Annotated in this window: 12 protein-coding genes and 1 tRNA gene; 8 read left to right on the top strand and 5 right to left on the bottom strand. The window is 61.7% G+C overall.

All coding sequences use genetic code 11. The annotated features are described in order from the left end of the window. On the top strand, window positions 1–782 hold a 782-nt coding region (gene pyrD / locus E5W87_RS17115), incomplete at its 5' end, for a dihydroorotate dehydrogenase (quinone) (RefSeq protein WP_292399698.1). On the opposite strand, the gene E5W87_RS17110 is transcribed toward pyrD, so the two are convergent. Then, window positions 779–2,116 (bottom strand): MATE family efflux transporter, encoded by a 1,338-nt coding sequence (locus tag E5W87_RS17110; protein ID WP_292399720.1) that lies wholly within the window; start codon window positions 2,114–2,116, stop codon window positions 779–781. The genes pyrD and E5W87_RS17110 overlap by 4 nt on opposite strands. A 117-nt stretch (window positions 2,117–2,233) precedes the next feature. Here E5W87_RS17110 and E5W87_RS17105 point away from each other — a divergent pair, with 117 nt between their 5' ends. Further along, window positions 2,234–3,154 carry a histone deacetylase gene (locus E5W87_RS17105; protein ID WP_292399695.1) on the top strand — a complete coding sequence of 307 codons (921 nt, stop codon included), beginning with the start codon at window positions 2,234–2,236 and terminating at the stop codon, window positions 3,152–3,154. A gap of 297 nt (window positions 3,155–3,451) precedes the next feature. Here E5W87_RS17105 and E5W87_RS17100 read toward each other — a convergent pair whose 3' ends face one another. The 3 genes from E5W87_RS17100 to E5W87_RS17090 form a co-directional block, all read right to left on the bottom strand. Further along, on the bottom strand, window positions 3,452–3,937 hold the full coding sequence (locus tag E5W87_RS17100; RefSeq protein WP_292399692.1) for an SRPBCC family protein: 486 nt from the start codon (window positions 3,935–3,937) through the stop codon (window positions 3,452–3,454). Beyond that, on the bottom strand, window positions 3,934–4,251 hold the full coding sequence (locus tag E5W87_RS17095) for a helix-turn-helix transcriptional regulator (protein ID WP_292399689.1): 318 nt from the start codon (window positions 4,249–4,251) through the stop codon (window positions 3,934–3,936). Before E5W87_RS17095 ends, E5W87_RS17100 begins: the two co-directional genes overlap by 4 nt. A gap of 177 nt (window positions 4,252–4,428) precedes the next feature. Then, window positions 4,429–4,692, bottom strand: coding sequence for a DUF6460 domain-containing protein (locus E5W87_RS17090; protein ID WP_292399686.1), 264 nt, complete (start codon window positions 4,690–4,692; stop codon window positions 4,429–4,431). A 272-nt stretch (window positions 4,693–4,964) separates the two neighbouring features. On the opposite strand from E5W87_RS17090, the gene E5W87_RS17085 reads away from it, so the two are divergent. Both E5W87_RS17085 and E5W87_RS17080 read left to right on the top strand, forming a co-directional pair. Then, the gene (locus E5W87_RS17085) at window positions 4,965–6,836 is read left to right on the top strand and encodes an acyltransferase family protein (RefSeq protein WP_292399683.1); all 1,872 of its coding nucleotides are present in this window, start codon (window positions 4,965–4,967) and stop codon (window positions 6,834–6,836) included. Window positions 6,837–6,914: 78 nt separating this feature from the next. Beyond that, window positions 6,915–6,988, top strand: a tRNA-Gly gene (locus E5W87_RS17080). Between the two features lie 20 nt (window positions 6,989–7,008). On the opposite strand, the gene E5W87_RS17075 is transcribed toward E5W87_RS17080, so the two are convergent. Then, on the bottom strand, window positions 7,009–7,998 hold the full coding sequence (locus tag E5W87_RS17075; RefSeq protein WP_292399680.1) for a LysR family transcriptional regulator: 990 nt from the start codon (window positions 7,996–7,998) through the stop codon (window positions 7,009–7,011). A gap of 312 nt (window positions 7,999–8,310) precedes the next feature. Between E5W87_RS17075 and chvE the strand changes: the two genes are divergently transcribed. From chvE to araD1, 4 genes are all read left to right on the top strand, one after another. Further along, window positions 8,311–9,375, top strand: a complete 1,065-nt coding sequence (chvE, locus tag E5W87_RS17070; protein WP_292399677.1) for a multiple monosaccharide ABC transporter substrate-binding protein — start codon at window positions 8,311–8,313, stop codon at window positions 9,373–9,375. A 100-nt stretch (window positions 9,376–9,475) separates the two neighbouring features. Beyond that, window positions 9,476–11,008: a multiple monosaccharide ABC transporter ATP-binding protein gene (gene mmsA / locus E5W87_RS17065; protein WP_292399673.1), complete on the top strand. Its 1,533-nt coding sequence runs from the start codon at window positions 9,476–9,478 to the stop codon at window positions 11,006–11,008. Beyond that, window positions 11,005–12,297, top strand: a complete 1,293-nt coding sequence (mmsB, locus tag E5W87_RS17060) for a multiple monosaccharide ABC transporter permease (RefSeq protein WP_292399670.1) — start codon at window positions 11,005–11,007, stop codon at window positions 12,295–12,297. The genes mmsA and mmsB overlap by 4 nt, the downstream gene beginning before the upstream one ends. A 209-nt stretch (window positions 12,298–12,506) precedes the next feature. Next, complete coding sequence (gene araD1, locus E5W87_RS17055) at window positions 12,507–13,499, top strand: AraD1 family protein (RefSeq protein WP_292399668.1); 993 nt, start codon at window positions 12,507–12,509, stop codon at window positions 13,497–13,499. Window positions 13,500–13,562 lie beyond the last annotated feature (63 nt).

Here is a 13,562-nt window from a genome sequence, read left to right as displayed (position 1 = left end):
TTTTCCGGCTGACATCGGACGAAGCGGTGATCAATCGGCTGGGCTTCAACAATGAGGGTCACGAAGCCGCCGAGAAACGGCTTGCCGCCCGCAAGGGCCGCGCCGGCATCGTCGGCGTCAATATCGGCGCCAACAAGGACAGCGCCGACCGCGTCAGTGACTATGAACGCGGCGTTGTCAGGTTTGCGCCATTCGCCACCTATCTGACGGTCAACATCTCCTCGCCGAACACGCCCGGCCTGCGCAACATGCAGGCGCGCCAGCAGCTCGGCGAGCTCTTGTCGCGCGTTATGGCCGCACGGACGGCAGCTTCAGCGCAGCCGCCCATCTTTCTCAAGATCGCGCCGGACCTGGTAGAGGCCGAGCTCGAGGATATCGCCGCCGAGGTCACCGACAAGGCAATAGACGGCGTCATCGTCTCCAACACGACGATTGCGCGACCTGGCCTGCGCAGCGCCGCTGTTGCCGGCGAGACCGGCGGGCTCTCGGGGAAACCCTTGTTCGAACGCTCGACCATCGTGCTGGCAAAGATGCGCAAACTGCTTGGTCCGGACCGCGCCATCATCGGCGTCGGCGGCGTCGATTCCGCTGAGACGGCACTGGAAAAGGTCCGCGCCGGCGCCGATCTCGTCCAGCTCTACACCGGCATGATCTATGCCGGGCCTTCGTTGCCGGGCCGCATTCTTTCCGGGATGATCGGTTTTGCGGATATGCAACGGCTCAAATCGCTGCGTGAGTTGCGCGATACCAGCCTCGATCAATGGGCATCCAAGCCGCTCTAAAACGCCGTCCGCATCCGCAAGCGCAAAATGGCAAGTAGGCTGAAGCCGCGCACCAGCAGGAAGACATGCAGCGCCGCCCACAGGCCGTGATTGCCGAAGGCTGGCGCCAGCGTCAGCAGCGCCGCGCTGAAGACGAGGAAAGAAAAAAGCATCATGTTGCGCATGTCGCGCGACCAGGTTGCGCCGATGAAGACCCCATCCATCTGGAACGCCAGCACGCCGCTGAGCGCGGTGAACGCGGCCCAGGGCAAATAGATGCCGGCAATGGCGCGAACATCTTGTGACGTCGTGATCAGGGCGATCAGATCAGTACCGCCCAGCAAAAGGACAAGCGTCGCCGTGGCCGCCAACCCGAAGCCCCAGAACAGGGTCAGCCGCACCGCCTGTCGGAATTGCATGACGGCACGCGCGCCGATGGCCCGCCCGGCGAGCTGTTCGGCTGCCGTGGCGAACCCGTCGAGGAAATAGCCGGCGATAAGGAAGAAGTTCATCAGCACCGCGTTGGCGGCCAGTGTCACCGTGCCGAATTGTGCGCCTTGGCGGGTGAACAGCGCGAAGGCGGCGAGCAGCGAGAACGACCGGATCATGATGTCACGGTTGAGCGACGCCATGCGCAGGAATGCCGGCAGATCAAAAACGCGATAGCGCGGCAACCGGGGTGCTGCCCAGAAACGCCTGATGACGATTGCCAGGCCAAGCAGCATGGCGACGAATTCACCGGTGACGGTCGCCCAGGCGACGCCGGCAACGCCCCAGCCGAGCTCCAGCCCCAGCAGGATGCAGAGCGCGATGTTGATGCCGTTCAGCACCAATTGCAGCATCAGTCCCAGCCCGCCCTCGCCGCGCCCCAGCACATAGCCGAGGATGGTGTAGTTGATCAGCGAGAACGGTGCAGCCAGCAGCCTGATGCGGATATAGACGGCCATCGCTTCGCTGACGCGCGGCTCAGCATCCATGAACCATTGTCCGGCGATGGCGACCAGTGGCGCCAGGGCGGCAAGCACGATGCCGGCGACGACTGCGATCAGCACGGCACGCCAGAACACCGCCTGTTCCTCCAGCTCGTCGCCACGTCCGAGCGCCTGGGCGACGAGGCCTGTGGTGCCGGAGCGCAGGAAATTGAAGGAGGTGAAGACGACGTCGAAGACCAGGGCACCCGCCGCCAGGCCACCGAGAAGAGCAGCGTCGCCGAACTGCCCGATCACCGCGGTGTCGACGATGCCGAGCAGCGGCGTCGTCAGATAGGCCAGCGTCATCGGCACTGCGATGGCGAGCACCGAGCGGTTGGTGACGACGAAGGGCCGGCTGTTGGCCGTTGCTGACAGCTGATCCAGGACCCGATCCTCATTGCGGCTTGCTCGAATGGCCGATGTGCCCCAGTTTCCCGACGCCGCGCAATCTTTCATCGCGTCATGGTCAACCGAAACCCGCTTCTGGCGCACCGACCGCTCATGCCCCTGCAGATCGTTCATCATCCCGACTACGACGCCGGCTTTGCCGTCAACCATCGCTTCCCGATGAGCAAGTACCCACTGCTGATGGAAGCCCTGAGCGCGCGCGGACTTGCCGGGTCCGAGGCGCTCAACATGCCCGGACCGGCGCCGGCATCATGGCTGAAGCTTGCCCATGCCGCCTCGTATGTCGATGAGGTGCTGGCCTGCGAAGTGCCTGCAAAGATCGAACGCGAGATCGGCTTTCCGGTGGGCCTGCGGGTCTCGCTCAGGGCGCAGCTCGCAACAGGCGGCACGGTGCTGGCGGCGCGGTTGGCGTTGCTGAACGGCATCGCCTGCAACACCGCCGGCGGCAGCCATCATGCGCGGCGGGCGCAAGGCGCCGGCTTCTGCACCTTCAACGATGTTGCCGTGGCTTCACTGGTGCTGCTTGCCGAAGCTGCCGCTCGCAACATCCTGGTCGTCGATCTTGACGTCCATCAAGGCGACGGCACGGCAGACATTCTCGAAGACGAGCCGCGCGTGTTCACCTTTTCCATGCATGGCGACCGTAACTATCCGGCCCGCAAGATCGCTTCCGACCTCGACATCGCGCTACCCGACGGCACCGGCGATGCGGACTATCTCGAAAGGTTGGGCGGCATCCTGCCGGAACTCACCGCCAGGGCGCCCTGGGACATCGTCTTCTACAATGCCGGGGTCGACGTCCATGCCGATGACCGGCTTGGCAGGTTGTCGCTGTCGAACGAGGGACTGCGCGCCCGCGACGACATGGTGATCCGTCATTTCCGCGGGCTCGGCATCCCGGTCTGCGGCGTTATCGGCGGCGGCTATTCGACTGACGTGGCGGCGCTCGCCGCGCGCCATGCCATCCTGTTCGAAGTGGCTTCGGACTACCTTAGGTCGTGGGCACGGATTTGAGCAAGATGAAAGCCTGCGGCGAGAGCGACGAAGGAGGCGAAGTTCCGCTTTGTCTTCTCAGCCCAGGGCCACGTCGATGCCTCAGTGGATGGCTGCCCAGCCGGTCACGACAACAAGAACTAGGGTGACCAGTGCCCCCGAGACGTAGAGAATGGTTCTGACGCTACCACCTTTGGCGGCGTTGCCGCCGCGCAAATAGATGCTGATCTCCGCTCCTTAGGATCACAGTGAGAACGGGACGGAGGCAATTCCGGTGGGTGAAATGTCCCCGTCCTAGGGCATCGCAACGCTCCGCCGTCAGGCCTTGCCGGCCAGCAGATCGGCGAACCGCTTGAGGTACAGCGGCCAGCCCTGATCGCTGGCGACACCATCGCGCTCGCTTTCCCAGCCTTGGCCGTGACGTTCCAGGTTTCGATGCTCGAGCTCGACGCGAGTCCGCCCAGCCGTCTCAGAGGTGAACCGCACCTCCCATTCACTGGTCTTGTCCGGATCGGTCTCGATCTGCCATTGCGGGCTGATATCCCAGCTGAGCAGCACCCGGTTGGGCGGCTCATAGGCCAACACGCGCGCCCAGCGGCACTCGCTGCCGTCGGTGCCACGATCGTAGAGGTAGCCGCCGACCCGACGCTCGAACACAGTCTCGGCTATCGGGACGGCGAGCAGGTTGTGCTCGGGCGGCTTGAAGCTGCCGAACTCCTCGGTGAAAACCTTGAATGCGCGTTCGATCGGCGCCTCGACCACGATGGACTGTTTCACGGACGTGACTGGTACATGAGTGTTCATTGTGACTCCTCTGGCGGTTGCTCGACGGCCACCTTGTAGGCCGACAGGGTCTTGCTCCAGAACCGGTCGAGCCAGGCACGCATCTGGCCAAGCCCAGCCGGATCGATGTGGTAGACGTTGCTGGCACCCTTCGGCTCGGCCCGAACCAGGCGCGATTCGCGCAACACCCTGAGATGCTGAGAGACGGCCGATTGGGAGACCGTCACCTCCCGCGTGATTTCAGCCACCGAACGCGGGCGGGCCGCGATCAGCTCGATGATCGCGCGGCGCGTCGGGTCGCCAAGCGCAGCAAACTGGACACTACCAACAGTCATGACTTATGATTAGTGTAAACTGATGATTATGTCAAACAGCATTGATCAACAGCGCGTATCGTCATTCCGGCCCTGTGCTGCCATTCCTGCAACAGAACCCTTCCTGATGAAGCTGCATCACGGTCCGAAGCACGGGAAATTCATATTGGGATGCTAGGCTATAGGCTAGCTATCGGCTCATTTCCGATAGTTGGCGATCCTCAGCAGAATGAAGGCCGGAATGACGATCGCCGCGCCCAGCAAGATGTAGCCGAGGAAACGGTCAATGGCGCGGAAGCCCAGATTCCAGAGATCGACGAAGAAATTCCGGATGCCGTAGAGCACATCCACCGGCGACCAGCCGAAAGCGTTCATGACAAGGCCGACGAGGAACGATACCACCAGCAGCTTGAGAAGCACCCGGAGCGGCGTATCGCCGAGAAAGCGCGTCAGTGCGGACAAGGCGTGTCTCCAGATTCGGTTAACCCGATTCGGGTACGGGTCCAGAAATACGCACTTGCCGCGCTGGCATCAAGGCGGCTCGCTGAATCCAGTTGCTCCGCACGGCGGTTTTCGGATTGTCTGCTCGCCGACCTTGACCTATGCTGCAGCGCAGCAAAATTGGGGCGACAGAGGGTAACCAGTTGATATCGATCTGCCAGACTCATTCGTATCGCCCTGTTATGGACGGACTGCGCGGTCTCGCCCTGACCTGCGAACACAGGACTTCTTGAATGAAGTACAGGCGCGATATCGATGGCCTTCGGGCTGTTGCGGTACTGCCGGTGGTACTCTTTCATTTCGGAATCTCGGCAATTCCGGGCGGCTTTACCGGCGTCGATATCTTCTTCGTCATATCTGGCTACCTGATCACCGGAAGTCTTCTGGACGACCTTGAACGCGGCCAGTTTTCGATCGTCAGATTCTACTGGCGCCGTGCACGACGCATTCTGCCGGCTCTGATCTTTGTCATGCTTCTCACCTGCGTTGCGGCATTGTTCATTCTTCTGCCGTCAGATCTGCACGAATTCAGTCTCAGCGTCATAGCGGCCTCGACTTTCTGGTCGAACATCTATTTTTGGAAAACGTCAAATTACTTCTCGATCGATGCCGAGCTCCGACCGCTGCTGCACACGTGGTCGCTTTCGGTCGAGGAGCAGTATTATATCTTTGCCCCAATCCTGATGTTCCTGATCTATCGCTATTTTGCGAAGCGCTGGCTGACGATACTCCTGCCGATCATTCTCGGCAGCTTCGTGCTGGCGGTCATGGCGACATGGCTGGCGCCAAACGCCGGATTCTACCTGCTGCCGACACGGGTCTGGGAACTCATGCTGGGGGCCGTGCTCATGCTGAAACGGCCCCCGCCCTTGAGCAACCGATTTCTTATGGAACTGGTCGGGCTGGCCGGATTTGGCCTTCTCGCCATCGGGTTCTTCGCGATTTCGGAGAGCGACCCGTTCCCGGGCTACAACGCTTTGTATCCGTGCCTCGGAACTGCACTCCTCATCTATGTCGGCCAAAATAGCCCCTCGACGATGGCTAGCCGCATACTCGAAGTCCGGCCGCTGGTCTGGATCGGCCTCATCTCGTATTCGCTGTATCTTGTTCACTGGCCGATCAATGCGTTCGCGCACTATCTTTCGTTACAGAAACTCGACCCTTCGATGACCGTTGTGATGACGGTTGCAAGCCTCGCGCTGGCCGCATTCTCCTGGAAATACGTCGAGCAGCCGTTTCGGCAGAAAAGGAGCTTCACCGCACCGGTGCCCATCTTCGCCTTTTCAGCGGGCGCGATCGCTCTTCTCTGTGTTGGCGGGGCGGCCGGGGCGCTCGGCAACGGCTTTCCGCAACGGTTTCCGGACTACGCACAACAGCGGATTCCTGTCGGGGACTGGGGTAATGGCATCTGTTTCAACGAGGGCTCCAGCCGGATCGAAAGCTGGAATATCGAGGACTGCACGCGCACTCGCGGCTTTTCTACAACCGTTTTGCTGTGGGGCGACTCGTTTGCCGCCCACTATGTTTCAGGCCTGGACGCCAACATAAATCAGCTTCAAGCCAACATCGTGGAATACACCTACGCAGGCTGTCCACCGATTCTCTCTTACTTCTCCTACGCACGCCCGGACTGCATGCGGTTCAATCAGCAAGCCTTGAAGGTCATCCAGGACGCCGGCATCAAGACCGTTGTACTCAGCGGCCGGTGGACCGACTACGAGGCCAGGAGTTTCGACGGTCTCCAGCAAACGATCGATACGCTTCGTGGCCTGGGTGTGCGCGTGTTTGTCATCGGCCAGTCTCCGCAGTTCATAACCGACGTTCGGAAAATCGCGTTCTTCGCAAAGCGCGGAAATTTGGATGGTACGTCATGGCCGATGGCCATGGATCCCGACATCAACAACCGTGTGCGCTCATTTACCAAAGGCGCCACCTTCATCGATCCGCTCGAATTCCTCTGTAGCGCAGGACGCTGCTCCTACGCCGACGCAGGCCAGTTTCTCTATTTCGATTATGGCCACTTCTCTTCAATCGGGGCCACGCTGGCAATTTCGAAATACTGGCCGGCTTTTTCCGCAGAAGATGCCCTTGCCACGACGAAGTAGCGGCGGGCGGCGGGCAAAGCTCGAATGCGCGCTTAACGATTGCCCGAACGCAGGCTTGCGTGGTAACGAGGCTGCTGCGCGGGTATGATGTAATGGTAGCTTGTCAGCTTCCCAAGCTGAACGCGCGGGTTCGATTCCCGCTACCCGCTCCAGCCGTCAGCCCACCTCTCTGTCAGCCCACCTCCCGCAAAATAAAGTCGTGCAGCATCTTGGCCGCCGGCGACAGCACCCGATTCTTCACGGTGATCAGGCTGTAGGGCCTGACCTCGATGTCGAACTCGGTCTGGACGACGTCGATGGCGCCGGCCAGCCCCTCGGGGTTCTGGATGAATTTCGCCACCTGGATCGACACCGGCGCGATGGCGTCCGACTGCGCGACCATGACCAGGGTGAGCAGCAGCGAGCTGGTGTTGAGGATGCGGTCCGGCAGCGCGATGTTGCGGTTCAGGAAATTGCTTTCCATCGCCTGGCGCAGCGGCGAGCCGCCCGACTGGAAAACCCAGTCGTAGGCGGCGGTCTCCTCCAGCCGCACCGCCTTGCCCTTGGCGAGCGGGTGGCCGCGGCGCACGATCAGGCAGGCTTTTTCGACACCGATGACGCGGGCCTCGAACAGGCGTGGATTGAGGTCGTCGGGGATGCGCGCGATGATGAAATCGTGACGCGTGGCGATCAGCTCGCGCGCCAGCACATTGGAGGTCTCGACCTGCATGGTGATCTCGATGCGCGGATAGATGCGCCGGATTTCGCGGATCGCCGGCACTGCAAGCTCGATCGCAGGGGCCGTCACCGCGCCCAGGAACACCGAGCCGCCCTTGCCCGCCTTGAGCTCTGATATCTCGCGGTCGACTTCACGCATCTCGAGCAGGATCGAACGCGCACGCCTCGCCAACGCCTTGCCATAGGGCGTCAGCGTGATGCCGCGCGGCAGCCTTTCGCACAGCTTGACGTCGAGCACCGCCTCCATCTCGGCGATCATCCGCGAGGCCGCGGGCTGAGAAATGTTCATGACCTGGGCTGCCGCGCTGACCCGGCCATGATCGTCGAGGGCTGCGATCATGCGCATGTGGCGCAGGCTAAGGCCGCTGCGCAGCAGGATCTCTCCGTCGCGGAGGGGTTCTTCGTAACTGGCTGAAAGTCCATCAGGATTCCGCAGCGCCGCCATGGTCTTTTTTTGTCCCGCTCGTGGCCGACCGGCAATCCGGCCAGGTCTTCGTCGGCTTTCAATATATCAGTTTCGGTATAGCAACCATCAAAGATCGCATTTGACAGTTATGGCAAAGAGCCACACCCTTTGCGCGTCCTGAAGCTTGACCGTCGCCAGCGAGGAAAATCGCATCGACTGGAACCAGAGTCTCAGGGCCGATTGGGAGGATACCGGAGATCGATATGACGGCAGCGGCGCGTTTGGCGCTCCTGCTCGATCGCGCGGCCCACGAAACCCAGGGTGCGCGTCCATCAACCAGGGAGAGTTAATGTGAAGATTATCAAGACACTGGCCGCCGTCGCGGCCCTTGGCATCGCGGCCATGACGGTCCCGGCGCAGGCAGGCGAAGGCCTTGTCGGCGTGCTGATGCCCACCAAGACCTCGCAGCGCTGGATCAACGACGGCGACGCCGTGAAGTCCCAGCTCGAGGCTCTGGGCTACACTGTCGACCTGCAATATGCGCAGGACGATATCCCCAATCAGCTCAGCCAGCTGGAAAACGAAATCACCAAAGGCCCGAAGGCGCTGATCATCGCCTCGATCGACGGCACCACGATGTCGGACGCGCTGCAGAAGGCGGCTGACGCTGGCGTCGTCGTCGTCGCCTATGACCGCCTGATCAAGAAGACCGCGAATGTCGACTACTACACCACCTTCGACAATTTCGGCGTCGGCGTCATCCAGGCCAAATCGCTGCTCAAGGGCCTCGGCTATCCCGAAAACAAGGGTCCGTTCAATGTCGAGCTGTTCGGCGGTTCGCCGGACGACAACAACGCCTTCTTCTTCTACAACGGCGCCATGTCGGTGCTGCAGCCGCTGATCGACGACAAGACACTCGTCGTGAAGTCCGGCCAGATGGGCATGGACAAGGTCGGCACGCTGCGCTGGCTGGCAGCGACCGCCCAGGCCCGCATGGACAATCTGCTCTCCGCCAACTACTCGGATGGCAGCCGCGTCGATGGCGTGCTCTCGCCGTATGACGGCCTGTCGCGCGGCATCATCGCCTCGCTGCGCGCCGTTGGTTACGGCACGACCGACCAGCCTTGGCCTGTTGTCACCGGCCAGGACGCCGAGACCGCTTCGGTCAAGGCGATCATCGCCGGCGAGCAGTACTCGACCGTGTTCAAGGACACCCGCGAACTCGCCAAGGCGACGGTCGAACTTGTCGACAAGGTGCTCTCGGGCGGCAAGCCGGACGGCCTCGACACCACGACCTACAACAACGACGTCAAGGTCGTTCCCTCGATCCTGCTGACGCCGCATGATGTCGACAAGTCGAACTACCAGGCCCTGGTGGTCGACTCCGGCTACATCAAGGCCGACGAGCTGAAGTAACCGCAGTTGTAAAGCCTGGGGTCCTGCGCAACGCAGGACCCCTTTTCGTTAGCGAGCGACCCCGGTATTGTTCCCGGACCTCGGAGGAGTGGTATTCCTGATGGCCTCGACGATTTTGGAGATGCGTGACATCACCAAGACGTTTCCCGGCGTGAAGGCGCTGTCGAATGTCAACCTCAGTGTCGAGGAAGGCGAGATCCATGCCGTGGTCGGCGAGAACGGCGCCGGCAAATCGACGCTGATGAAGGTGCTTTCGGGCGTGTACCCATCCGGCACCTATGATGGCGAAATCATCTATCGCGGCGATGAGTGCCATTTCAAAGGCATCCACGACAGCGAGCGCCGCGGCATTGTCATCATCCACCAAGAACTCGCGCTGGTGCCGATGCTATCGATCGCCGAAAACATCTTTCTCGGCAACGAGCACGCCAGGTATGGTGTCATCGACTGGAACGCCAACGAGACGCGCACCAGCGCTCTGCTCAAGAAGGTTGGCCTCAAGGAAGACCCCAAGACGCTGATCACCAATATCGGCGTCGGCAAGCAGCAACTGGTCGAGATCGCCAAGGCGCTCAGCAAGGAAGTGCAGCTGCTGATCCTCGACGAACCGACGGCGAGCCTGTCCGAAAAGGACAGCCAGGCGCTGCTCGACCTGCTGCTCGAGTTCAAGCGGCAGGGCATCACCTCGATCCTGATCTCGCACAAGCTCAACGAGATCAACCGGGTCGCCGACAAGGTCACGATCATCCGCGACGGGCGCACTATCGAGACGCTGCCCAAGAAAGACATCTCGGAAGACCGCATCATCACCTCGATGGTCGGCCGCTCGCTGGACGACCGCTATCCTTCGCGCGAGCCAGAGATTGGCGAGACCGTGCTCGAGGTGAAGAACTGGTCGGTCTATCACCCGATCCATGCCGAGCGGCAGGTGATCAAGGACATCGATATCAACGTCCGCAAGGGCGAGGTGGTGGGTATCGCCGGGCTGATGGGTGCCGGACGCACCGAGTTCGCGATGAGCCTGTTCGGCCGCTCCTATGGCCGCCGCATTACGGGCGAGGTGCTGCTCAAGGGCAAGCCCATCGATGTCTCCTCTGTCAGCAAGGCGGTGGAACATGGCATTGCTTACGTCACCGAGGACCGCAAGACCTACGGCCTCAACCTGATCGATCATATCAAGCACAACATCACACTGGCCAATCTTCCCGGCGTGTCGCGCCATAGCGTGATCGACGACATGCGCGAGCTCGCCGTAGCCAACGACTACAAGGCCAAGACCACCATCCGCTCGTCCAGCGTCTATCAGATGACCGGCAACCTGTCGGGCGGCAATCAACAGAAGGTGGTGCTGTCGAAGTGGCTGTTCGCCAATCCGGAAGTGCTGATCCTCGACGAGCCGACTCGCGGCATCGACGTCGGCGCCAAGTATGAAATCTATACGATCGTCGCGCGTCTTGCCTCGGAGGGTAAGGCGATCATCGTCATCTCGTCGGAGATGCCCGAGCTGCTCGGCATCACCGACCGCATCTATGTCATGAACGAAGGGCGTATCGTCGGCGAAATGGCGGCGAGCGATGCCAGCCAGGAAAAGATCATGCGCGCCATCGTTCGCGGAGAAGGAAAAGCATCATGAGCACCGAAAGCGCTCCCGTGCCGAAAAGCGGCGTCGCCGAAGATGTGCAGCAGGGGCCGCGCGTTGCCGTCTCGGCGCTGGTCACCAACCTGCGCGAATACGGCCTGATCCTGGCGCTGATTGCCATCATGGTGTTCTTCCAGTTCACGACGTCCGGAACGCTGTTCAAACCGGTGAACCTGAGCAACCTGGTGCAACAGAACAGCTTCATCATCGTGATGGCGCTGGGCATGCTGCTGGTGATCGTCTCCGGCCATATCGATCTCAGCGTCGGCTCCGTCGCCGGTTTCATCGGCGCGTTGGCGGCGATGATGATGGTCATCTGGCCTCTCGGCCCTTTCAGCAATCCGCTGGTGGTGTCGATCATCTGCCTGATCGTCGGTGGCGCAATCGGCGCGGCACAAGGCTACTGGATTGCCTATCACCGAATACCGAGCTTCATCGTCACGCTGGCGGGGATGCTAATCTTCCGCGGCATCTGCCAGGCGCTGCTGGGTGGCGGGTCTTCCGTGGGCCCGCTTCCGGTCGGCTTCAAGGCGCTCAGTTCCGGCTTCATTCCGGACGTGATCGGCTCGTTGACGCTGATCCCGCCGGTCGTGAACGCCGCCGGCAAGACCATCGTCGGCAGCGGCCTGACGCTGCACATGACGACGATCGTGATCGGCATCATCGCCGTGCTCTCCTATGCCTATTTCGGGCTCAGGGCGCGGCGCAGCCGCGAGCGGCATGGCTACGAAGCCGAACCGTTCACGCTGTTCGTGGTCAAGACCCTGGTGACCAGCGCTTTGGCGCTGTTTCTGGTCTATCAATTCGCCACCTACAGAGGTCTGCCAATCGTTCTCGTGGTGATGGGCGTGCTGATCGCGCTGTTCGTCTTCATCACCAAACGCATGACGGTCGGCCGCCGTATCTACGCGATGGGCGGCAATGCCAAGGCGGCGCAGCTATCGGGTATCAAGACCGAGCGGCTGACCCTGATGGTGTTCATCAATATGGGCGTGCTCTCGGCGCTCGGCGGGCTGATCATTGCGGCGCGCCTTGGCCAGGCGGTGCCGGCGGCGGGCCTCGGCAGCGAGCTCGACGTCATCGCCGCTGTGTTCATCGGCGGCGCTTCGGCGATGGGCGGCGTCGGCCAGGTTATTGGCGCGGTGGTCGGCGGCTTCATTATGGGCGTCATGAACAACGGCATGTCGATCATGGGCGTCAATGTCGATTGGCAACAGGTCGTGAAGGGTCTGGTGCTGCTCGGCGCCGTGGTCTTCGACGTTTACAACAAGAACAAGGCGTGAGCCGGGAGAAACCTGGCCGGACGAGGAAACCATACGGGTCACATCGCGGCTGCCGGCAAGAGGCCGGTGCGAAGAAGTCTCCTGAGAGACCAGGCCAGCGAGCGCAATCCGGACGAAGAATTTCACCCGTGGCACGGATTGGTCCCGAGCCGCGCAGGTCAGGGTTTGCCAGATGGGCGGCCGGGCCAAGGCAATAGAGAGGGCACATCATGCTGATTTCCCAGATCCTCGACGACGCGGAAACCATCCGCGTTGTTGCCCGCAACGGCGGCAAGACCCGGATCATCAACGGCGCCCGCAGCGTCTATTCGCTGGCCATGGAGGCCGCGCGCACCGGCAGCGGGCTTGTCGCGCTCATCGAGCGCAAGGGCTTCGGTGAGGCCGTCGACCTCGATGCCGCCTACAAGAAGGGACGGCTGTTGTCGCCCATCAACCATCCGGATCCGGCGCATCTCCACCTCACCGGCACCGGGCTGACGCATCTCGGCTCCGCCGCGACCCGCGATGCCATGCACAAGAAGCTCAGCACCGACGGCGAAGAGCAGCTCACCGATTCCATGAAGATGTTCCGCATGGGGCTGGAGGGCGGTAAGCCGGCCAAGGGCCAGACGGGCGTGCAGCCGGAATGGTTCTACAAGGGCAACGGCACCATGGCGGTAGCACCCGGTGCGGCACTTCTGTCGCCCGCCTTCGCCCAGGATGCCGGCGAGGAACCGGAAATCGCCGGCATTTATGTCATCGGCGATGACGGAGCCCCGTTCCGCGTCGGCTTCACTCTGTCAAACGAGTTTTCCGACCACGTAACCGAGCGTGTGAACTATCTTTTCCTCGCGCATTCCAAGCTGCGCAACGCCTCGTTCGGGCCGGAGATCCTGATCGGCGACCTGCCGTCCGACATCAGGGGTTCCTCGCGCATCGTGCGCGACGGCAAGCTGCTGTGGGAAAAGCCATTCCTGTCAGGCGAGGCGAACATGTCGCACACCATCGCCAATCTCGAACATCACCACTTCAAATATTCGGCTTTCCGCCAGCCGGGCGACGTTCATGTGCACATGTTCGGCACCGCGACGCTGTCCTTCGCCGACGGCGTCAGGACCGAGGCCGGCGACGTGTTCGAGATCGAGGCCAAGGATTTCGGCCTGCCGCTGCGCAACCCGCTTGAGGTCGAGCAACCGGTGAAGGTGTCGGTGAAGGCGCTGTAGGTCGCACTCTCCTTCTCCCCTTGTGGGAGAAGGTGGCCGAGCGAAGCTCGGTCGGATGAGGGG

Source organism: Mesorhizobium sp. (assembly GCF_004962925.1).
Lineage (GTDB): Bacteria > Pseudomonadota > Alphaproteobacteria > Rhizobiales > Rhizobiaceae > Mesorhizobium.
Note: the sequence above shows the minus strand (reverse complement) of the source record. Positions and strands in the feature narration are given on the sequence as shown.